Genomic DNA, 21,358 nt, shown 5'->3' with positions numbered 1-21,358 from the left:
CCTAATGGCCAAAATACATCGACATGATCTCGCCGTGGTCGAGGCTTTCGCCCGGCTTGATCTCGGTCGCAACGGCGCCATGGTTGACGAGGTAGAGTTGCTGCGTCAGTTCCAGCAGAAATTCGATATCCTGCTCGACGACGATCAGCGGCACGCCGCCGCGCGAAATATCCATGACGGAGGCGCAGAGTTCGTCCTTGATCTTGGGTGCCAGCCCCAGCGTCGGCTCGTCGAGGATCAGCAGGCGCGGATGGCTCATCAGCGCGGTGCCGATCGACACCATCTGGCGCTCGCCGCCCGACAATGTGCGCACGCGCTGGCGCCAGCGTTCCGCCAGTTTCGGAAACAGCTTGATCACCTTCTCGCGGTTCTCCGCCTCATGCGGCCGGGCCCGCGGCGAATAGGCTCCGAGCGCCATGCAGTCGGCGATCGAGAGATCGGGAAACAGCCGGTTGCCTTGCGGCACATGGATCAGGCCGGCGCCGACGATGGCGCGTGCGCTGCGGCCGGCAATGTCTTGCCCGTCGAACAGGATGCGGCCGCTCTTCGGCTGCAGCAGCCCGGAGACTGCGCGCAGCAGCGTCGTCTTGCCATGGCCGTTGGGGCCGAACAGGCCGACATTGCCGAAACGGCCGGCCTCCAGCGAGATATCGTGCAGCACGGTGACGCGGCCATAGCCGGCGGTGACGCCTTCGACGCTGAGAATGGGGTTCACGCCGCCGACCTCCTCGTGCCGAGATAGGCTTCGATGACGCGCGGATCGGCGATTACGCCTGCCGGATCGCCGGCGGCCAGGACACGGCCATTGTTGAGCACCAGCAGATGCTGCGAAAGGCTCATCAGGAAGGTCAGCACGTGCTCGATCAGAAGGATGGTGATGCCGCGCTCGGCGGTGCGGCGGATCAGGCCGATCGACGTCTCGATCTCGGGCTTGGTCAGGCTCGATGCCGGCTCGTCGAGCAAGAGCATGCGCGGCTGCATGGCAATCGCGGTGGCAAGCATCAGGCATTTGCGCTCGAACACGGATAATTCGCCGGCAAGCCGGCCGAACGACTGAGATCCCAGACCGACGAACTCCAGCGCCTCGGCGGCGGCATTGCGGGCCGTGGCCGCTGTCTTTTCCTGCTTGCCGTAACTGGCGCCGATCAGCGCGTTCTCGAACACGGTCAGCCCGTCGAAGCTGGTCTCGCGCTGAAACGTGCGGGCGAGGCCGAGGCGCGCGATGGCGTGTCCCGATTTGCCGTTTATGGCAAGGCCGTCAAAGCGGATCTGGCCCCGGTCGGGGCCGAACGGGATGCCGGTGATGATGTTGAACAGCGTGCTCTTGCCGCTGCCGTTCGGGCCGGCGATGCCGAAGATCTCGCCGGCTTCGACCTTGAACGACACGCCGTCGACGGCCTTCAGCGAACCGAAGGCCTTCGACACGTCGTCCAGTTCAAGCAGGGCCATTCCCTACTTCATCCAGGGCTGGAGCTTGAAGGCGCCGGTGGCGTATTTTTCCGGCGAGATCAGCGTGCGCTGGCCATCCCAGATCTGGAAGAAGGTGATCGGAATATAGTCGTCGCCCTGCGTGGCAAGGTGGGTGGCGGGATCGAATTTCAGCCGCCCTTCCGCGACCTGCTTGTCGGTCTCCGACAGTGCCTTCATGATCGCCCCATGGTCGGATGCGCCGCCGACCTTCTTGACCGCGTCGAAATAGACATTGGTCATTTCGTAGAGGCCGACGCCGTAGGTGCCGCTCTCGACGCCGTATTTTGCCTTGAACTTGGCCGCCACCTCATCGGCGCGCGGGTTCTTCGGCGTCGTCAGCGCGCCGCCGAGCAGATTGTAGATGACACCATCCGACTTCTTGCCGGTCAGTTCGACGAACTCCGGAACGCTCGGTGCGTATTGCAGGAAGACGAGGCTCTTGGTCGGCTGCTCGAGGAACTGGTTCAGGAACGACGCCGAATTGCCCGGCAGATAGTCGGTGTTGATGACGACGTCGGGAACGTTCTCGCGCACCTTGGCGAGGATCGAGCGCCAGTCGGTCACTTCGCCGAAGGGCACGATCTCGTCGACGGTGATGGTCCAGCCCTTCTCCTTGAAGGTCTTCTTCATGCCTTCGGAGATGGTCTTCGAATAGGCATTGTCGGACGAGATGATGGCGACCTTCTTGGTCGGCAAGGTGATCTTGCCGTCGGCCGCGAGCTTCTCGACGAACAGGGTGACGTCGGTGTTGTAGGCGTCGAAGGAAGGCGTCAGCGACCAGCAGCACATGTATTTGTCGGGGCTCGGCGCGATGATGTCCCTGGTCTGCTGCGAGGTGGCCGCCAGCATGTAAGGCATTTCCGCTTCGGCCATGTTGTCGATCTCGAAATTGGTCAGGCTGGCATAGCCGGTCAGCATGAAGTGCACGCCCGGATCGCCAAGCAGGCGCTCGACCGCGCTGGTGACGTTGCCGGCGGACTGATCCTTGACGTCGCCGACCACCAGTTCGAACGTATCCCCGGCAACGCCGCCGGCTGTGTTGGCCTCGTCGATGGCCATCTGCACGCCGCGCTGGAATTCCTGGCCGTCCGCCGCGGCAGGGCCGGTCAGCGGCGCAAGCAGGCCGATCTTGACGATTTCGGCAAAGGCGGGGGCGCCTGACACGGCAAACATGCCGATCAGCGTCGTGCTCATCAGCATATGGCGGATTCGACTTGCGGCGGATTTGGGCTTCATCGTGCTGTTCCCTGTTTTCCTCCCGTTCATCGGGAGTTGGATAATTGACAATCTACGCATAATTGTTCTTATTTGAAAAGGATTTTTCAACGCAACCTTGCCGGGAAGATGGTTCCCGCAAAGGTTTGGAAGCCGTGGCGCTTTGCCGCGCAACTGCATTAAAACAGGGCAATTCCCGACGGAGCGGACAATGACGATCTCGCAGAAGACCCTTGAAACCAGCCACGGCAAGATCGCTGTTCGCCAGACCAGTGGCCAGGGAACCGCTGTTATGCTGATCCACGGCAATTCATCTTCCAGTGCCGTTTTCCGCAACCAGTTGGACGGCCCGTTGGGCGAGCGCTACCACCTCATCGCTCCGGACCTGCCCGGCCACGGAGCGTCCGGCGATGCGATCGATCCGGAGCGTTCCTACAGCATGGAAGGCTATGCCGATGCCATGGCCGAAGTGCTCGGGCTGCTCGGCATCGACAAGGCCATCGTCTTCGGCTGGTCGCTCGGCGGCCATATCGGGCTTGAGATGATCGACCGCTTTCCCGGCCTGCTTGGCCTGATGATCACCGGCACGCCGCCCGTCTCGCCCGAGGAGGTCGGCAACGGCTTCAAGCCGAGCCCGCATATGCACCTTGCCGGGCAGGAAACCTTCACTGACGCGGATGTCGAGGCCTATGCGCGCAGCACCTGCGGCGAGCCGTTCGAGCCGTTTCTCATCGACACGGTGGCGCGCACCGATGGAAGGGCGCGGCGCCTGATGTTCGAAAAGTTCGCGGCCGGCACCGGGCGGAACCAGCGCGAGATCGTGGCCGGCAAGACGCCGCCGATCGCCGTTCTGAACGGCATCGACGAGCCATTCGTCAACATCGATTTCGTCTCCGCTGTGAAATTCTCCAATCTATGGGAAGGCAAGGCCCATCTGCTCGACAAATCCGGCCACGCGCCGTTCTGGGATTCGCCGGATCGCTTCAATCCGGTCTTCGCCCGCTTCCTGGCAAGCTTCGACAGAGCGTAGGTCCGTCGGAAAACCGGCGCCACAGACCCCGCCTTCGAGACAGGTGGGTGACAATCACGCGCACCTACCGTATATTGACATAAAGATATCCTTATGTGACATGAAAAGGCCTGTCGCCAAAGGGATAAAAAATGTCGCAGAATTCTGCATCGCTGGACGATTTGTTCGGCCCCGTCGCGGCAAAACCGGACGGCTCGGAAGTGCTTGCCGCGCTGACGGCAGCAGCACGCGAACGCATCCTCATCCTCGATGGCGCCATGGGCACGCAGATCCAGGGCCTCGGCTTTGACGAGGACCAGTTTCGCGGCGAGGCCTTCGCCGGCTGCGCCTGCCACCAGCAAGGCAACAACGATCTTCTGATCCTGACGCAGCCGAAGGCGATCGAGGAGATTCACTATCAATACGCCATCGCAGGCGCCGATATCCTCGAAACCAACACCTTCTCCTCGACCTCGATCGCCCAGGCCGATTACGGCATGGAGGATGCCGTCTACGCGCTGAACCGCGATGGCGCGCGGCTGGTGCGGCGCGCCGCTGTTCGGGCCGAGCAGCAGGACGGCAAGCGCCGCTTTGTCGCCGGTGCACTCGGGCCGACCAACCGCACCGCCTCGATGTCGCCCGACGTCAACAATCCCGGCTATCGCGCCGTGACCTTCGACGATCTGCGCCTCGCCTATGGCGAGCAGCTGCGCGGCCTGATCGACGGTGGCGCCGACATCATCCTGATAGAGACCATCTTCGACACGCTGAACGCCAAGGCGGCGATCTTTGCAGCGGAAGAGATCTTCATCGAGAAGGGCGTGCGCCTGCCGGTGATGATTTCGGGCACCATCACGGACCTCTCCGGCCGCACGCTGTCGGGCCAGACGCCGACGGCCTTCTGGCATTCGGTGCGCCACGCCAGCCCGTTCACCATCGGCCTCAACTGCGCGCTCGGCGCCAACGCCATGCGCGCGCATCTGGCCGAGATTTCAGGCGTCGCCAACACCTTCACCTGCGCCTATCCGAATGCCGGCCTGCCCAATGAATTCGGTCGGTATGACGAGAGCCCGGACTTCATGGCCGCGCAGATCGAGGAGTTTGCCCGCGAGGGACTGGTCAATGTCGTCGGCGGCTGCTGCGGTTCGACGCCCGAGCACATCCGCGCCATCGCCGAGGCGGTGAAAAAGTATCCGCCACGCGCCATTCCCGACATCGAGCGCAAGATGCGCCTGTCCGGGTTGGAGCCGTTCACGCTGACGGACGAAATTCCCTTCGTCAATGTAGGCGAGCGCACCAATGTTACCGGGTCGGCCAAGTTCAGGAAGCTGATCACGGCGGGTGACTATGTCGCCGCGCTCGACGTGGCGCGCGACCAGGTCGCCAATGGCGCGCAGATCATCGACATCAATACGGACGAAGGCCTGATCGATTCGAAGAAGGCGATGGTGGAGTATCTCAACCTGATCGCCGCCGAACCGGACATCGCCCGTGTCCCGGTCATGGTCGACAGTTCCAAATGGGAGATCATCGAGGCTGGCCTGAAATGCGTGCAGGGCAAGCCGCTGGTCAACTCCATCTCGATGAAGGAAGGCGAGGCGGCATTCCTGCATCATGCAAGGCTCGTGCGCGCTTATGGCGCCGCCGTGGTCGTCATGGCGTTCGACGAGGATGGCCAGGCCGACACCAAAGCGCGCAAGGTGGAGATATGCACCCGCGCCTACAAGCTTTTGACCGAACAGGCCGGCTTCCCGCCCGAGGACATCGTCTTCGATCCGAACGTGTTCGCCATCGCCACCGGCATCGAGGAGCACGACAATTACGGCGTCGACTTCATCGAGGCGGCGGGCGAGATCACCGCGACGCTGCCGCATGTCCACATTTCCGGCGGTGTGTCGAACCTCTCCTTCTCGTTCCGCGGCAACGAGCCGGTGCGGGAGGCCATGCATGCCGTGTTCCTCTACCATGCCATCCAGCGCGGCATGGACATGGGCATCGTCAATGCCGGTCAGCTCGCCGTCTACGATACGATCGAGCCGGCACTGCGCGAAGCCTGCGAGGATGTCGTGCTCAACCGCATGCCCAAGGCCGGCGGCACCGCCACCGAACGCATGCTGGAGATCGCCGAACGCTTCAAGGGCACGGCCGGCAAGGAAGCGCAGGAGCGCGATCTCGCCTGGCGCGAATGGACTGTCGAACAGCGGATCGGCCATGCACTGGTCAACGGCATCACCGAATTCATCGACGCCGACACTGAGGAAGCGCGGCTTGCCGCCGAGCGCCCGCTCCATGTCATCGAAGGCCCGCTGATGGCCGGCATGAACGTCGTCGGCGACCTGTTCGGCGCGGGCAAGATGTTCCTGCCGCAGGTGGTTAAGTCGGCGCGTGTGATGAAGCAGGCGGTGGCCGGGCTGCTGCCGCATATGGAGGCCGAGAAGGTGGCCAACGCCGCCAACGGCATCGACAATGGCGAACGCCAGACCGCGGGCAAGATCCTGATGGCGACGGTGAAGGGCGATGTCCACGATATTGGCAAGAACATCGTCGGCGTCGTGCTGGCCTGCAACAATTACGAGATCATCGATCTCGGCGTCATGGTGCCGGCAGCGAAAATCCTGCAGACGGCGCGCGACCAAAATGTCGACATCATCGGCCTGTCCGGCCTGATCACGCCATCCCTCGATGAAATGGTGCACATGGCCGCCGAGATGGAGCGTGAAGGCTTCGACATTCCGCTGCTGATCGGCGGCGCGACGACCAGCCGCGTGCACACGGCGGTGAAGATCCACCCGCGCTACAGCAAGGGGCAGACGGTCTACGTCACCGACGCCAGCCGGGCGGTCGGCGTCGTGTCGTCCTTGCTGTCGAACGAGAGCAAGGGCGGCTATGTCGACACGGTGCGCACCGAATACAAGAAGGTCGCGGATGCACATGCCCGCTCCGAAGCCGACAAGCAACGGCTGCCGCTGGCCAAGGCGAGGGCCAATGCGCACCGGATCGACTGGTCTGCCTACGAGCCGCCGAAGCCGTCTTTTACCGGCATCAAGGTGTTCGAGAACTGGGATCTCACCGAACTCGCGCGCTACATCGATTGGACGCCGTTCTTCCAGACCTGGGAGCTGAAGGGCCGTTATCCCAAAATTCTCGAAGACGAGGCGCAAGGCGCCGCCGCGCGCCAGCTGTTCGAGGATGCGCAGGCGATGCTGAAAAAGATCATCGCCGAAAAATGGTTCGCCCCGCGCGGCGTCATCGGCTTCTGGCCGGCCAATGCCGTCGGCGACGACATCAGGCTGTTCACGGACGAAAAGCGGTCGCAGGAACTGGCGACCTTCTTTACCTTGCGCCAGCAACTGACCAAGCGCGACGGCAAGGCCAATGTCGCGCTGTCGGATTTTGTCGCGCCGGCCGACAGCGGAAAGCCCGACTACATCGGCGGCTTCATCGTCACCGCCGGCATCGAGGAGGTGGCGATCGCCGAACGGTTCGAGCGGGCGAACGACGACTATTCGTCGATCATGGTCAAGGCGCTGGCGGACCGCTTCGCCGAAGCCTTTGCCGAGCGCATGCACGAGAAGGTGCGCAAGGAATTCTGGGGTTATACTCCCGACGAAGCCTTGGCGCCCGACGAGCTGATCGGCGAACCTTACCGCGGCATCCGTCCGGCGCCCGGCTATCCGGCGCAGCCGGATCACACCGAGAAGGCGACGCTGTTCCGGCTGCTTGACGGTGAGGGCAATGCGGGCGTGAGCCTGACCGAAAGCTATGCGATGTGGCCGGGCTCGTCCGTGTCGGGGATCTATCTGTCGCATCCCGAAAGCTACTATTTCGGCGTCGCCAAGGTCGAACGCGACCAGGTCGAAGATTATGCACGCCGCAAGGCGATGCCATTGGCCGAGGTCGAGCGCTGGCTTGGCCCCATCCTCAACTACGTGCCGGCACACTACGCCGAGGCGGCTGAATAGCGACGGCATGCCCTCAACAGAATTTGCGCGGGTTCCCGGCTTGTGATCCATGGCGCGGCGGTTACACCTTCGCGGGCAGTCGCCTTTGCAGTTGGAGCGCCGAATGACCTTACTCACACGCCGCAGGCTTTTGAAAGCGGCCGCGGTTGCCGGGGCGGGCGGGGTCGGGCTTTCGGCCATGGGTCGGCTTGGCGGCTGGGCCGCTGCCACGCCTGAGCCGGTGGTTTTGCAGACGGCAAAGATCCAGGCGAAGCTGATGGATGTCGGCCAGACCAGGGATGTGCTGACCTATGGCAACGCCGGAATGCCGCCGGTGCTCAGGATGAAAAAGGGCGAGCCCTTCGCCGCGCGCCTTGTCAACGCGATCGACGATCCGACGACGATCCACTGGCACGGCATTCGTGTTCCAAACAAGATGGACGGCGTGCCGTTCCTGGTCCAGCCCTACGTCTACACCGGCGATCATTTCGACTACGCCTTCACGCCGCCCGACGCCGGCACCTTCTGGTATCACCCGCATTGCAACACGCTGGAGCAGATGGGTCACGGCCTGACGGGGGTTATCGTGGTCGAAAATCCAAGCGATCCGGAATTCGATGCCGAAATCGTCCTCAATTTGCGCGACTGGCGCCTCGGCGACGACGGCCAGTTCATTGACCAGTTCCGGCCGCGCGATGCCGCGAGAACCGGCACTTACGGCACGGTGCGCACCGCCAATTGGCTCGACCAGCCGCAATATGATGCGCCGGCCGGCGGATTGGCGCGGCTGCGCGTCGCCATCACCGACGTGACGCGTATCTACGCTTTTCGCATCGACGGTGCGGAGGCGAGTGTCATGGCGCTCGACGGCAATCCGGTGCCTGAACGTTTTTCGCCCGATGCCTTGCTGCTTGGACCCGGCCAGCGCATGGAGCTGGCCATACGCATGCCCGACGAGGAAGGTGCGATCGTCAGCTTGAGGGACGTCAGGGGCACCAAGCCAAAAATCCTGGCGACCCTGCGTGCGACTGGAAACTCGCTCAAACGGGACATTCGCGATCTCGCGCCGCTGGAGCTCAATCCGGTGGCGGAAGTGGATCTCGCCAGCGCCAGGCATATTTCCCTGGCACTGAGCGCCACGGCGGAAAACGTCCCGAGCGATGGCATCTGCGGTTCGCTTGGCTACAGTTTCTGGGCCATCAACAAAGTGCCGTGGCCCGGCGACACCAAGGATCCGACCGCGCCTCTGGCCGAACTGAAGCTTGGCCAAAGCTACGTCATCGACATGGAGAACCTGACGCCGCAATCCCATCCGATGCATCTGCACGGCATGAGCTTCAAGGTGCTGTCATCCTCGACGCGCCAGGTTCAGCCTGCGATTTCCGACACCTATCTCATCCAGCCCAACGAGAAGGTTCAGCTCGGCTTCGTCGCCGACAATCCCGGCGATTGGCTGCTGCACTGCCATATCATCGAGCACCAGAAATCGGGAATGACGAGCTATGTCAGGGTGGTGTGAAGCCGCGTCAGCCTGCGCGTAGCGTCTGTGCCGTCATTTGCGCAACTGCGCCTCGATCTCGTCCAGCACCTTGTCCTTGCCGATGCCGGTGAGGAAGGCGAGGCCCTTGATCACCGGCTTGGTCACCGAAGCGGAGATCGGTGTGGTTGCGACGATGAAGTCGACATTGTCGGCCAGTCCAGGCACTTCGGTGGCCTTTGCCTGCTGGGCGTTGAAGGTGAGGCCGCGTTTCTTCATTTCCTCGGTGACGGCGACATTGACCGCGGTCGAGGTGGCGATGCCCGTGCCGCAGGCAAAGAGAATGGTTTTCTGTCTGGACATCTCTGCTTCTCCTTGTTTCAGCCGAGTACGGCTCGCACGTCTTCGAGGGTTCTGGCCGACCTCAAATCATCCAAGGCTTGCGGGTTCTGGATGGTGGCCATGACGGCCTGCAGCGCCTCAATCTGCTTGTCCTTGTCGTTGATGGCAAGCAGGAAGACGAAGCCGACCGGCAGCATCTCGTCGGGATCCTCCATGTTGGCGAAGGTGACTGGTTGCTTCAATGTGCCCATCGCGATGCCAGGCTTCAGCACATGCTCCGGATCGGTGTGCGGCACCGCGACATTGTCGGAGCGTTCCAGCGGCAGTCCGGTCGGGATGGTCAATTCGCGGCGCACGACCGCGTCGGCATAGCTGCTTTTGACATAGCCAAGTCTCTCCAGCCGGCCCGCCAGGATGCGGATGATCTCCTCATTGGTCGAGGCATCGGATCCGAGCACGATCGCGTCGGGGTCCAGAAGCTGCATGAGGCCGTCGGACATTCTTTGCTCCGTCGATGAAATCGTGCGCCCCGGAAAGGGCGCACGATCGGTTTAAAGGGTGGACGCTATCAGGTCAGGCCGTCTCTTCGGCCGGCTCGTCCTCGGCGCCTGCGGCCCGCTCCCAGCCGAGCGGATTGCGGCGGTAGAGGACAAACAATGCCGCGATGACCACCGCGATCACGATGATGCCGACAAGCCCCATCCCCTGGATCGCCTCGATGACCACGTAAGGCACCCACAGGAAGCCGTCGACCACCGAGGTGATCTGCAGCGCGTCCGCCGGCAGCTTGAAGCCCGATGCGACAGCAGCGCTTGTGAACAGCGGCGCCAGCGCGTTGGCGACGTAGAAGCCGATGGCCAGCGTCACCGTGCCGATCACCACCATGCGGAACACGTTGCCTTTGACCAGCGGCGCGGTCATGGCGACGATGAAGGGGATGACCGCGAGGTCGGCGAACAGGATGACGCGGTTGCCCGGCAGGATGATGGACAGGATGATTGCGATCGGCACCAGGATCAGCGACGACGAGATCGCGGCCGGATGGCCGATCAGGATCGCCGAATCGAGACCAACGAGAAGCTCTCGGTCACCGGTGCGCTTGCGCACGAACGCCTGTGCGGCGTCGGAGACGGGGATCAGCCCCTCCATCAGGATCTTGACCATGCGCGGCAGCAGCAGCATCACCGCGGCCAGCGTCATGCCGGTGCCCAGAACCTTTGCCAGCACCACGCTGAGATCACCCGCATTGTAGAAGGCGATCGCACCAAGCACGAGGCCGATGATGAGGCCCATCACGACAGGTTCGCCGAACACGCCGAACCTGCGCTCGATGGTGTCCGTGTTGATGTTGATGCGGTTGATCCCGGGAATGCGGTCCATGATCCAGTTGAGCACAATGGCGATCGGCAGGATCTGTGCCGAGGCGAGATGCGGCACCGAAATGCCGGGCACGCCGTAGAACTGCTGCACCGCGCGCGCGGACCAGTCGGCGAACAGCAGCGAGAGTGCTGCGACAAGTGCTGCGACCGCGATGCCATAGGCCAGATTGTCGGTTGCGGCGACCACCAGCGAGCCGACAAAGGCAAAGTGCCAGAAATTCCAGACGTCGACATTGAGCGTGCGCGTCATGCGTGTCAGCAGCAGCACGATGTTGACCAGGATGCCGACCGGAATGACCCAAAGGCCGACCGATGAGCCGAAGGCGATCGCGGCCGCGGAGGGCCAGCCGACATCGATGATGTCGCGATGAATGCCGGTGTTGGTGACGATGGCCTTGGCGACGTCGCCAATCGACGTGAACATCAGGCCAAGCACCAGATTGATGCCGATGAAGGCGACGCCGATGGTGACGGCGGCGCGAAAAGCCTTGCTCACTTTGGCGCCCAGAACCACGGCGATGATGAAAATGACGATCGGCAGCAGGATCGTCGGGCCAAGCGTATCGATGGCCCCTTTGAGGCCCGCGAGAACAGTATCCATTTTTCCTCCCCTGGAGCCGCGAGCCTTCGCTCGACGCCTCGCAATGATGCTCCATCCAGCCTTTGACGCCGTGGCGCAAAGACACTCCCCAATTTGCGCCAGAGGCGAATGCTTCCCGACTGTCGCGTCGGTGAACATTTGCCTTTGTTGACAAACGAATGTTTTATTGGGGTTGTTCGCTGCGATGTCAATTGGTTGCGCTTCGGCCAATCGAGCCCCGAAGGACGTCCCTTCCGAGACGATTTCGTGGAAATTGCCGGTCGAGACCGGGTTTCGTTGGCAAATAGAACCCGTTCCCTGCTATCCGATCCCAAATCACGAAGCTGTGGACATTCTTGCATGACCAACGTCGCCCTGACCGGCCTTGCCCGTGATCTCGCCAGGCGTGCCGCCGAAGGCCGCCCGGTGCGCATTGGTGTCATCGGCTCGGGCGAAATGGGCACCGATCTGGTCACGCAAGGCATGCTGATGCCAGGCATTTCGATCTGCGCCGTCTCGACGCGCCGCCCGCACACCGCGCGCGATGCCATCCGCATCGCCTATGGCGATGAAGCCATGGCGGTCGAAGCCGACACCGCGTCGAAAGTCACCGGCGCCATCGAGAGCGGCAAGATCGCCATCACCTCGAACGAGATGCTGGTCACCAATCCGTTAATCGACGTCGTCATCGACGCCACCGGCAAGCCGGGTGTCGCCGCCGACTTCGACCTCATGGCGATGGAGCACGGCAAGCATCTTGTGATGATGAACGTCGAGGCCGACGTCACCATCGGTTGCTATCTGAAGCAGCAGGCCGACCGGCTTGGCGTCGTCTATTCGTTGGGTGCGGGCGACGAGCCGTCGAGCTGCATGGAACTGATCGAATTCGCGTCGGCGCTCGGGCTGACCATCGTCTCGGCCGGCAAGGGCAAGAACAACCCGCTCAAACACGATGCCGTACCGGACGACTATCGCGCCGAAGCCATCCGCCGCAACATGAACCCGCGCATGCTGGTCGAGTTCGTCGACGGTTCCAAGACCATGGTCGAGATGTGCGCCATCGCCAACGCCACCGGGCTGGTGCCCGACGTGCCCGGTATGCACGGCCCCAAGGCCGACCGCGATGATCTCGCCAAGGTGCTGATCCCGCGCGAGGATGGCGGTCTGCTGTTGAAGAAAGGCGTCGTCGACTACACGGTCGGCAAAGGCGTCGCGCCTGGCGTCTTCGTCATCGTCGAGGCGACGCATCCGCGCATCATCGAGCGCATGGACGATCTGCATGTCGGCCACGGCCCCTATTACAGCCTGTTCCGGCCCTATCATCTGACGTCGCTGGAGGTGCCGCTGACCGCCGCCCGCATCGTGCTTTTCGGCAAGCCCGACATGGTGCCGCTGCCGCGGCCGGTCGCCGAAGTCTGCGCCGTCGCCAAGCGCGACCTTGCCGCCGGCGAGACCTTCGATGCGATCGGCGAGACCTGCTACCGCTCCTGGACCATGACCGTCGGCGAAGCCCGCGCCCGGCGCGCTGTGCCGGTCGGCCTGCTCGAGGGCGGCAAGGTGCTGAAACCGGTCAGGAAAGGTGAGTTGCTGACGTCAGACAATGCGGCGCCCGACCAGACGACAAGGCTGTTCGCCTTGCGCCAGCTGCAGGACGAGATGCTGTACGGAAGATAGTCCGTTGTGGCACTGTCATGACGAATGCACTATCTTGTAGTGGCAAATGTCACTGAGGACAGGCCAATGAACCTCCAGATCAGGGATCCGCGCGCCCGCGAACTGGCGCGGCGGCTCGCCGCCAAACGCAAGATTTCCATGACCGAGGCGGTCATCGAAGCGCTTGAGTCTGAATTGAAACGGGAAAGCGGACGCGTTCCTCTAGCGGATCGACTTGCTGCCATCGCCGAGGATCTTAAGGCCAAAGCCGGCCAGGGCGGCCGCCCTGTAAGTAAGGATGAGATCGACGACATGTGGGGACATTCCTGATGTTCGTTGATACCTCGGTGGTTGTCGCAATTCTTTCGAGAGAAGGGGACGCCGGCGAATGGAGCAATCGAATCCAGGCAACACCACGCAAAATAACCTCAGCACTAGTCGTGCTCGAAGCAGCAATGCGGCTCTCCACCATGCTTGCTGTCGAGCCTGTTGTTGTGGAAGCGGCGATAGAGGCGTTTCTGCGTGAGGCCGAAATCGAAATCGTGCCGATCGACGCTGGTGACGCCAAGCTCGCGGTCCAGGCCTTTTCAGACTATGGAAAGGGACGCGGGCATCCCGCACAGCTCAATCTCGCCGATTGCCTGTCCTACGCTTGCGCGAAGAGCCACGGCTCAGTGTTGCTCTACAAGGGCAATGATTTTTCGCGTACGAATCTCGCTTAGCGGGACGTCCGCTCTATTTCCCCAGCTCGACAGACCGCAACCGCGCCGCCTCCACCGCCTGCGTCAGCAGATTTGTCAGCCGGTCCTCGCCCATCAGCACCTCCAGCGCCGCGGCCGTCGTCCCTTTGGGGCTGGTCACCTGCTGGCGCAGCACGCCCGGCTCCTCGCCGCTTTCGGCGGCGAGCGAGGCGGCGCCGTAGACGGTCTGCATGGCGAGCAACTTGGCGGTCGCCGTCGGCAGACCGGCCTTCTCGGCGGCGACGGTCAGCGCTTCGATGAAATGGAAGATGTAGGCCGGTCCCGATCCGGACACGGCGGTCACCGCGTCCATTAGGCCCTCGTCGTCGATGGTGGCCACTTCACCGCTCGCTGACAAAAGGTCGGCGACGAAACGCTTGGTGTCATCCGACACGAGCTTGTTTGAGAACACAACCATCATGCCTTTGCCGATCGCCGCGGGCGTGTTGGGCATGCAGCGCACGATCGGCGCGCGGTTGCCCAAGATTTCCTCGAAGGTGGCGGCAGGCGTGCCAGCGGCGATGCTGACGAAGGTGGTGCGGCCGTCGCCGAAACGCTTGTAGGCGGAGGTGACATCGCGGATCACCTGCGGCTTCACCGCGATGACTACGAGATCGGGCACGGCGTCTGCTGGAATATCGCCGGCATCGGCTGATGTGCCGCAGCCCAACGCTGCGGCGCGATTGCGCAGATCGGCATTGGGCTCGACCACGAAGACCGCTGATGGCGCAAGCTTGCCGGATTTCAGCCAGCCCGAGAGCATGGCGTAGCCCATATTGCCGCAGCCGGCGAGAACAAGTCTGATCGTCATCGAAAGCCCTCCGAAGGAAGCCATCACATAGACGCTGGCGCTTCCCTGGGGAAGCCCTGTCAGGATGGACGGAAAGATCGCGAGCCACGATCGGGATCGCGTACCGCGATTGGCTGCAGCGACACTTGCCTGAGGCCAAGCACGCCGAGCACGAAGAACAGCCAGACCGGGTCGCCGCGATGGAAGAAGAAGCTTTCGAGGAAGGCGTTCAGCGCCGTGAACAGCACCACCATCATGAAGAAGTCGCCGAGAAAGATGTTTTCCCTGCGCAACGGAATTCGCATGTAGTCGCGTAGCGGCGCGATGAGGAAAGTGTAGACCGCCACGCACAGTGCCGGAATGCCCATCAGCACGGCGATGTCGAGATAGCCGTCATGGCCGTGCACGATGGTCCTGATGTCCCACGGCCGGTCGAAGGGCTGATCTTGGTTGAGCAGCAGCGGCGTGCCCCAGAAGCTTTCATAGCCGTAGCCGGTCCATGGCTTCTTCGCCAGCATGCTGCCGGCGAACTCCCACAGCGTCGTGCGGCCGGTATAGGTCATGCCGGGGAAATAGATCGCCGCCAGATGTTTTACAGGCGGCAGGAAGACGATGCCCAGCGTGCCGACCGCTGTCGCGACGATCGCCAGCGCAAACAGGATCGGCGTGCCGAGCCGCATGCCTATCAGGCTCGGGAACATGACGATCAGGATCGAGAACGGCACCAGGCCGGCTGTCGTCTTGGAGCCGGTGTGCAGCATGAAGATCATTGCTGCGAGGAAGATCCCGGCGCCCCAGTAGCGCTGTCCGCGCCGGTAGAGATAGAGGCCTGCGAAGCTGAGGCAGGCCATGATCGGCCCGGCGATGTTCTTGTGGGTGAACACGCCGCGCCACAGGCCGGCATGCTCGGGCTCCTGCGAGTCGGCGGTGTGCATCGCCTCGTGCGGAAAGACGATGAGGCCGAGATAGGAAAGGCCCATGACCACGACGGCGGTGAAGATGATCACCTTCGAGAAGGCTTCGGCGTCGCGCGGCAGCACCAGGATCGTCGCCATCGTCAGGATGCCGATCAGGGTGAAGGAGGCGGCGCGCATCGCCGAAGGCGGATCGGTCGACAGGACCACCGACAGGAAAAAGAAGCCCAGCATCAGCACCCAGGATGGGCTGAGCAGCGAGCGCACGACGCGCGGATCGGCAAAGGCCATCAGCGAGAAGATCGACATGGCGCCGAGCGAGCCGAAGCCAAGCTGGTTGACGATGTCGCCGCCTTGACCGGTAAGTTCTGCGCCGCCCGGCTGGAACGGCCGGAAGGACACCATGATGACGGTGAACAGCAGCGCGGCAATGGCGGTGGCCACGCCTTCGCGCGTGAACGCGGCGCTGAGCGGCGCGTGCTCAGTTTTTCTCAGGCTGGCGGTATTGCTCATTGGCATATCCGAATTCGGCCAGCACGCGGCCCAGCGCCACATGGACGGGGTAGATGGCGATATCAGGCGATCCGGTCCGCGCCAGCCGGATCAGGCCGCGAAAGGGCGAAGCGGCAAGCAGTGCCAGGCTCTTCAGCAACACTTTGGCGCCGGCCATTGGCGTGCCGGCACGCTTCTTCTTTTCGACCAGTGTCGAGATCACGCCGTTGCGCAGGCTGCGGGCACGGATCCAGTCGGCTTCGATACGCCGCGCCGGAACGGTTTCCAGCACCTTGGCCTCGGCGCACCAACCCAGAACAAAGCCCTTTTGCGCCGACCGGCTGAGAAAGTCGGAATCGCCGCCGCCCATGAAGTTGAATCTGAGATCGAGAAAGGGCGGACCCATGGCGATCAGCACGTTGCGCCCGACCAGAAGATTGCCGGACGAATAGAGCGCCGGCACGCGTCCGGTTTCCCGGTAAGGCGGCGCGAACACCGGATGCTCTGCCCATCTGGCATGGGCGGGGTCGGCAAACACGGGCACCTGCGGGCCGCCGACGATATCGGCGCCGAGCGTTTCGGCAGCGTGGCACATCCGTTCCAGCCACTGCGGATCGGCGATCTCGTCATCGTCGATGACCAGCAGATGCCTGAAGTTCGGGAATTGCAGGATGGCCGTCTGCCAGCCGGCATTGTAGGCGCTGCAATTGCCGCGCTCATGCGCGATGATCGCTAAGCCCGACATTTCGCCCCGCTCGAACAGCGGCAGCGCTGCCTTGGCGCCAGCCCGCGCCTCGGCCTCGTTTTCCATGACGATCACGGCAAAGCGTCTGCCGGTTTGCTGCGCGCGCAGCGACGCCAGCGTTTCCAGCACCTGCTGGGGACGCTTGAAGGTAGGCAAGGTGATGACGGCTTCGACGGCCTCGACGTCAAGCCGCGGCGTGCGTCCAGCAATCGATACCGAACCGTCCGATGGCAAAGGGATCATCCGTGTCCAGCCACATGGTGAGTTGGGCTCTGGTAGCACCACGGTGATAAGGTTTCGTTAATCACCTTGCACGGAGAAGCCCGCCAGGCAGCGACTTTCGGTCGTCGAATGTGCTGGCTTAATCAAGGGTTCACCGCACTTTGCTACCGGCTACACCACAGGATAGGTGAGATGCATCTGCTGTTCGCCACATCGATCGTGCCCGACGGCGCACTCGCCTCGGGCTACGAGATCGCCAACGCTGCGATCATCGCTGCCTTGCGGCGCGCTGGCGCGCGCGTAACCGTCATCGGCTTCACCTGGCCGGGCAAGCCCGCGGCCGACCCCGAAAACACCGTGGTGCTGGGTGCCATCGACGTGCGCACGGACAATGCCTCCGCGCGGCAGAAGCTGGCCTGGGTCGGCAAGGCGCTGCTTTCGGGCCTCACCTTCGCGTCGGTCAAGCTGCGCGCCGTGTCCGACAGCGATGTTCTCGCTGCCATCGAGCGCGCTGGACCGGTTGATGGCTATGTCTTGAATTCCGTGCAGTTCGCCGGCGCCTTCGAAAAACTGTTCACCGACCGGCCTTCGATCTTCATTGCCCACAATGTCGAGCATCTTTCGGCGCGGGAGAATGCCGCTGCGGCCGGCAGCCTCTTCCAGCGCCTGCTGTTTCGCCGCGAGGCGAGGCTGCTCAAGACCATCGAAGACCGTCTCTGCCGCCGGGCGCGCTTCGTCTTCACCCTGGCCGAAGAAGACCGCGCCGCCCTCGGTGTCGCCTCGCACGACCGCTCGGCGGTGCTGCCACTGGTGACCGGTGCCCACGCGCCGACCCTGAAAGGCCCGCGCCGCATCGACTGCGACGCCGCCCTGATCGGCACCTGGACCTGGCAGCCGAACCGCATCGGCCTCGACTGGTTCCTGGGCAAGGTCGTGCCGCATCTGCGGCTCGACTTTCGCATCCGCATCGCCGGCCACATGCCTTCGGGCGTCACGTCGAAGCATCCGGGTGTTGAATTTGTCGGCCGCATGCCCGACGCGCAGGCTTTCGTGCGTGGCGCTGCCGTCATCCCGCTGATCAGCACCGCCGGCAGCGGCGTCCAGTTGAAGACAATCGAAACCTTCGAGCTCGGCCTGCCTTCCGTCGCCACCAGCCGTTCGCTGCGCGGCATCGACCACCGTCCGGCCAACTGCGTCGTCACCGACGATCCCGTCGCCTTCGCCAGGGCACTCGAGGCTGCGGTGGCCGACATCCGCGACGTTGACGGCAGCGCGTTCCGGGGCTCGCAGGTCAAGGCGCTCGACGCTGCCATCCGGCTCGGCCTCGAAAAGCTCGCACCCGTCAGGCAGGAGGCATTTGCGTGAACATGCATTCCGCCCGCGCCGCGTTCGGGCTCGACACGCTGAAGACGATCCTTGGCATCCCGGTGGTTGCGGTCCGCTGGAACGATGCCATCGCCCTGCTGAACCGGTTGATTGCCGAGCGGCGCTTCACCAAGGTCAGTTTCCTCAACGCCCACAACGCCAACATCGCCTATACCGACCCGGTGTTCGCCGAGGCACTCGATGATTTCCTCATCCTGCCCGACGGCATCGGTATCGATCTGGCGGCGAGACTCCTCTACGGGACGCCATTTCCCGACAATCTCAACGGTACCGATTTCGTCCCGGCCTTCCTGCAGGCCTCGACGACGCCGCTCACCGTCGGCCTGCTCGGCGCGACGCGCGTCAATGCCGAAGCGGCGTCGGTCAAGCTGGCCGCATTGGCGGTGCAGCACAAATTCGTGGTGATCCATGACGGCTATTTCCCTGCTTCGCAGGAGCAGGAAATCGTCGACCGGATTGCCGCGCTTCGGCCCGACGTGCTGCTCGTCGCCATGGGCGTGCCGCGCCAGGAATTGTGGATCGAACGCCATATCGACGCGCGCCATTGCACGCTGCCGATCGCGGTCGGCGCGTTGCTTGATTTCCTGAGCGGCGCGGTGCCCCGCGCGCCCTTGTGGATGCGCCGGCTGCGGCTCGAATGGCTGTTCCGGTTGGCTGTCGAACCGAGCCGCCTGTGGCGCCGTTATGTGGTCGGCAATCCGCTGTTCCTGCTGCGCGTCCTTAGGCAGAAATTCTCGCTTGCGCCCGAAGCTGCGAGGGATATCAAGTGAACAGCAGGTTCGTGCCAGGTGCCGCTGCCGAGCCGAGCCCGCTGCGGCAGACACCGACGGCGGCAATCGTGACGGCAAGCTACGCGCCCGACTTCGAGCGCTGCCGCCTGTTGTGCGAGACAGTTGATCGCCACGTTTCGGGCGCGGCGCACCATTACATCCTGGTCGAACATCGCGATGTCAGTCTGTTTCGCCAATTGGAAACCGGCCGCCGCACGGTCGTCGACGAGCGTGAATTGCTGCCGCGCTGGCTGCACGCCTTCGACGATCCGCTCAGCCTGTTTCGCCGGCGCGTCTGGCTCAGCCTGAAGACTCAGCCACTGCGCGGCTGGCATGTACAGCAATTGCGCCGCATCGCCATATCGGCGCATGCATCTCAAGACGTGCTCATCTTCTGCGATTCAGACGTCGCTTTCCTCAAACCTTTCGACTGCGGCGCCTTCTGGCGCGACGGCAAGGTGCGCCTGTTTCGCCGCGACGGTGTGCTGGCGGACGAAGGTCATGAGGAGCATCGCATCTGGTCGCGCAATGCGGGATCGGCACTCGGCATCGACCCGTCCCGGACGTCGATCCATGACTATATCTCGACGCTGATCGCCTGGCGGCGCGACACCGTGCTGGCCATGTGCGGCGAGATCGAGAAGGTCCATGGCCGCGACTGGATCGAGGTCGTCGGCTCGGCGCGCAAATTCTCCGAATGCATGATCTACGGCCGCTATGTCGACGATCTGCTGGAGGGCGCCGGCCACTTCCACGGTTCGGAAGAATTCTGCCGCGTCCACTGGACCGGCGAAGCGCTTTCGGATGACGAGTTCCGCAGCTTCGTCGCCGCCATGGCGCCGGAGCAGGTGGCGATCGGCATGCAGTCCTTTATCGGCACCGATATCGGCCGCATCCGCCGTCTGATTGGGTTGAATTAGACGGGTTTGGCCGGCTTGCGCATCGCCGAATAGGTGAGCAACGTCGAGGCGAGATACAGAAGCAGGAAGACGACATTGAGCGACAGCACCAGGTTCGGCGTGTCGAGGATGGTCGTCAGCACATAGGTCAGCAACAGCGCCTTCAGTGCGGCAAGCAGGCCGAGATTAAGCGCCCGCACCAAGGTCTGGCCGCGCGCGAACAAAAGCTCGGCCTGGTATTCGACCAGATTGCGCAACCCCGGCACGCAGATCGCCAGCACCACCAGCGGCGCGGCCTCGGCGACATTCTTGCCAAGCGCGTTGGGGAAGAAATGCAGCACGATGCCAAGCGCCAGCAGCGCCGCCGTCGAGACCGCGAACACACCGCCTTCGATGCCGCTCTTGACCGCCAGCCGTGACAAAAGTTCCGGCGCGCGCATCATGCGCTGCACCAGCATCATGGAGAAGGTTCGGATCGGAATAGCGGTCAGGTCTACCAGCCGCATGATGATGGCATAGATGCCGGCCAGATGCGGTCCGCCGATCGCCAGGACCAGCAGCTTGTCGAATTCCATCTGCAGGTAGAACAACACTTCGGCGCCGGCCACATAGATGGAATCGGCCAATCGCCTGACATAGAGCTCGATGCGAAGCCGCAGCCGTTGGCGTGGATAGAAGAAGCCGAAGGCAATCAGCAGCGAGGCGGCATTGGCGCCGATATAGAACCACGACCATATCCAGACGCTGTGTTGCGCCCAGAACATGAACAGGACCGCGCCGAGCGCCCGCAGCGCCGTCGCCAGGATGGCCAGCAGCGCGGCGCGGCCGAATTTGCCCAGACCGTTGTTGACGATCAGCGCCACCTCGACCGGCCGCCACAGCAGCGCTTCGGCGAAGACGATTGCCGCAAACACCGACAGCGGCACGGTGCCGGCGAAGAAAATCAGATAGACGCCGAACGAGGCCGCGGCCAGCAGCGGTAGCGACAGCACGCCGAGCAGCAGGAAGCCGGCGGTGAAGGTGCCGATCAGATTGGGGCGGATGGTGGCGGTGCGATAGAGCGCCGAGATGAACCCGAAGGCAAGGATGCGCGACAGCATGACGCCGGCCGCCGACGCGGTGGCGAACATGCCGAATTCGGAAATGGACAGCGTGTTGGCCAACGCGATGAAATAGGCCAGCGAAAACACCAGTCGCCCGCCGGCGCCGCTGATCGCCGAGAAATAGTCGCGAAGCAGCCCCCGTCGTTCGGCCAAAAAGCTGCCGATCCGGGCGAGGGGCCGCCTTTGCGGTATGTCACTGGCCTGCGTCATGTCTCGAGGAGAGCCTAGGCC

General features: G+C 63.2%; 19 protein-coding genes. 9 read left to right on the top strand and 10 right to left on the bottom strand.

The window, feature by feature from the left end; all coding sequences use genetic code 11:
- Position 1 precedes the first annotated feature (1 nt).
- The 3 genes from NKK51_RS15400 to NKK51_RS15390 are packed head-to-tail and all read right to left on the bottom strand — an operon-like array spanning position 2 to position 2,706.
- Entirely contained in the window at positions 2–715 is a 714-nt protein-coding gene (locus NKK51_RS15400; RefSeq protein WP_127269236.1) for an ABC transporter ATP-binding protein, read from the bottom strand.
- Entirely contained in the window at positions 712–1,449 is a 738-nt protein-coding gene (locus tag NKK51_RS15395; RefSeq protein ID WP_352553710.1) for an ABC transporter ATP-binding protein, read from the bottom strand. Before NKK51_RS15395 ends, NKK51_RS15400 begins: the two co-directional genes overlap by 4 nt.
- A gap of 3 nt (positions 1,450–1,452) precedes the next feature.
- A complete protein-coding gene (locus NKK51_RS15390) occupies positions 1,453–2,706 on the bottom strand; it encodes an ABC transporter substrate-binding protein (RefSeq protein WP_352553708.1) in 1,254 nt (417 codons plus the stop codon).
- Positions 2,707–2,896: 190 nt separating this feature from the next.
- Here NKK51_RS15390 and NKK51_RS15385 point away from each other — a divergent pair, with 190 nt between their 5' ends.
- The 3 genes from NKK51_RS15385 to NKK51_RS15375 all read left to right on the top strand — a co-directional run bounded on the left by NKK51_RS15385 (position 2,897) and on the right by NKK51_RS15375 (position 9,154).
- Entirely contained in the window at positions 2,897–3,715 is an 819-nt protein-coding gene (locus tag NKK51_RS15385) for an alpha/beta fold hydrolase (protein WP_352553706.1), read from the top strand.
- Between the two features lie 131 nt (positions 3,716–3,846).
- Positions 3,847–7,656, top strand: coding sequence for a methionine synthase (gene metH / locus NKK51_RS15380; RefSeq protein ID WP_352553704.1), 3,810 nt, complete (start codon positions 3,847–3,849; stop codon positions 7,654–7,656).
- 103 nt (positions 7,657–7,759) lie between these two features.
- A complete protein-coding gene (locus NKK51_RS15375; protein WP_352553702.1) occupies positions 7,760–9,154 on the top strand; it encodes a multicopper oxidase family protein in 1,395 nt (464 codons plus the stop codon).
- Between the two features lie 33 nt (positions 9,155–9,187).
- Here NKK51_RS15375 and NKK51_RS15370 read toward each other — a convergent pair whose 3' ends face one another.
- The 3 genes from NKK51_RS15370 to NKK51_RS15360 form a co-directional block, all read right to left on the bottom strand.
- On the bottom strand, positions 9,188–9,475 hold the full coding sequence (locus NKK51_RS15370; protein ID WP_023809203.1) for a PTS sugar transporter subunit IIB: 288 nt from the start codon (positions 9,473–9,475) through the stop codon (positions 9,188–9,190).
- Positions 9,476–9,492: 17 nt separating this feature from the next.
- Positions 9,493–9,954, bottom strand: coding sequence for a PTS sugar transporter subunit IIA (locus tag NKK51_RS15365; protein WP_127267974.1), 462 nt, complete (start codon positions 9,952–9,954; stop codon positions 9,493–9,495).
- Positions 9,955–10,027: 73 nt separating this feature from the next.
- Entirely contained in the window at positions 10,028–11,434 is a 1,407-nt protein-coding gene (locus tag NKK51_RS15360) for a PTS galactitol transporter subunit IIC (RefSeq protein WP_352553700.1), read from the bottom strand.
- A 339-nt stretch (positions 11,435–11,773) separates the two neighbouring features.
- Between NKK51_RS15360 and NKK51_RS15355 the strand changes: the two genes are divergently transcribed.
- The 3 genes from NKK51_RS15355 (at position 11,774) to NKK51_RS15345 (ending at position 13,788) form a co-directional block, all read left to right on the top strand.
- The gene (locus NKK51_RS15355) at positions 11,774–13,087 is read left to right on the top strand and encodes an NAD(P)H-dependent oxidoreductase (RefSeq protein ID WP_352553698.1); all 1,314 of its coding nucleotides are present in this window, start codon (positions 11,774–11,776) and stop codon (positions 13,085–13,087) included.
- A gap of 66 nt (positions 13,088–13,153) precedes the next feature.
- On the top strand, positions 13,154–13,396 hold the full coding sequence (locus NKK51_RS15350; protein WP_352553696.1) for a type II toxin-antitoxin system VapB family antitoxin: 243 nt from the start codon (positions 13,154–13,156) through the stop codon (positions 13,394–13,396).
- Positions 13,396–13,788, top strand: a complete 393-nt coding sequence (locus NKK51_RS15345; RefSeq protein ID WP_352553694.1) for a type II toxin-antitoxin system VapC family toxin — start codon at positions 13,396–13,398, stop codon at positions 13,786–13,788. Before NKK51_RS15350 ends, NKK51_RS15345 begins: the two co-directional genes overlap by 1 nt.
- 13 nt (positions 13,789–13,801) lie before the next feature.
- Here the strand turns inward: NKK51_RS15345 and proC are convergent, their stop codons facing one another.
- The 3 genes from proC to NKK51_RS15330 are packed head-to-tail and all read right to left on the bottom strand — an operon-like array spanning position 13,802 to position 16,990.
- Positions 13,802–14,617, bottom strand: coding sequence for a pyrroline-5-carboxylate reductase (proC, locus tag NKK51_RS15340; protein WP_128302663.1), 816 nt, complete (start codon positions 14,615–14,617; stop codon positions 13,802–13,804).
- Between the two features lie 59 nt (positions 14,618–14,676).
- Positions 14,677–16,023, bottom strand: a complete 1,347-nt coding sequence (locus tag NKK51_RS15335; RefSeq protein ID WP_128302662.1) for an O-antigen ligase family protein — start codon at positions 16,021–16,023, stop codon at positions 14,677–14,679.
- Entirely contained in the window at positions 15,992–16,990 is a 999-nt protein-coding gene (locus tag NKK51_RS15330; RefSeq protein ID WP_352553692.1) for a glycosyltransferase family 2 protein, read from the bottom strand. Before NKK51_RS15330 ends, NKK51_RS15335 begins: the two co-directional genes overlap by 32 nt.
- A 171-nt stretch (positions 16,991–17,161) precedes the next feature.
- On the opposite strand from NKK51_RS15330, the gene NKK51_RS15325 reads away from it, so the two are divergent.
- Genes NKK51_RS15325 through NKK51_RS15315 form a run of 3 tightly spaced genes read left to right on the top strand, consistent with a single transcriptional unit; the run spans position 17,162 to position 20,045 of the window.
- Complete coding sequence (locus NKK51_RS15325; protein ID WP_352553690.1) at positions 17,162–18,334, top strand: glycosyltransferase; 1,173 nt, start codon at positions 17,162–17,164, stop codon at positions 18,332–18,334.
- The gene (locus NKK51_RS15320; protein ID WP_352553688.1) at positions 18,331–19,125 is read left to right on the top strand and encodes a WecB/TagA/CpsF family glycosyltransferase; all 795 of its coding nucleotides are present in this window, start codon (positions 18,331–18,333) and stop codon (positions 19,123–19,125) included. Before NKK51_RS15325 ends, NKK51_RS15320 begins: the two co-directional genes overlap by 4 nt.
- On the top strand, positions 19,122–20,045 hold the full coding sequence (locus NKK51_RS15315) for a DUF6492 family protein (RefSeq protein ID WP_352553687.1): 924 nt from the start codon (positions 19,122–19,124) through the stop codon (positions 20,043–20,045). The genes NKK51_RS15320 and NKK51_RS15315 overlap by 4 nt, the downstream gene beginning before the upstream one ends.
- On the opposite strand, the gene NKK51_RS15310 is transcribed toward NKK51_RS15315, so the two are convergent.
- Positions 20,042–21,337, bottom strand: coding sequence for a lipopolysaccharide biosynthesis protein (locus NKK51_RS15310; protein WP_352553685.1), 1,296 nt, complete (start codon positions 21,335–21,337; stop codon positions 20,042–20,044). The two genes, NKK51_RS15315 and NKK51_RS15310, sit on opposite strands and share 4 nt — an antisense overlap.
- Between the last annotated feature and the right edge of the window lie 21 nt (positions 21,338–21,358).

Origin of the sequence: Mesorhizobium sp. M0011, assembly GCF_040324155.1 — a bacterium.
GTDB lineage: Bacteria > Pseudomonadota > Alphaproteobacteria > Rhizobiales > Rhizobiaceae > Mesorhizobium.
The sequence above is the reverse complement of the archived record's forward strand: the minus strand, read 5'-3'. Positions and strand labels throughout refer to the sequence as shown.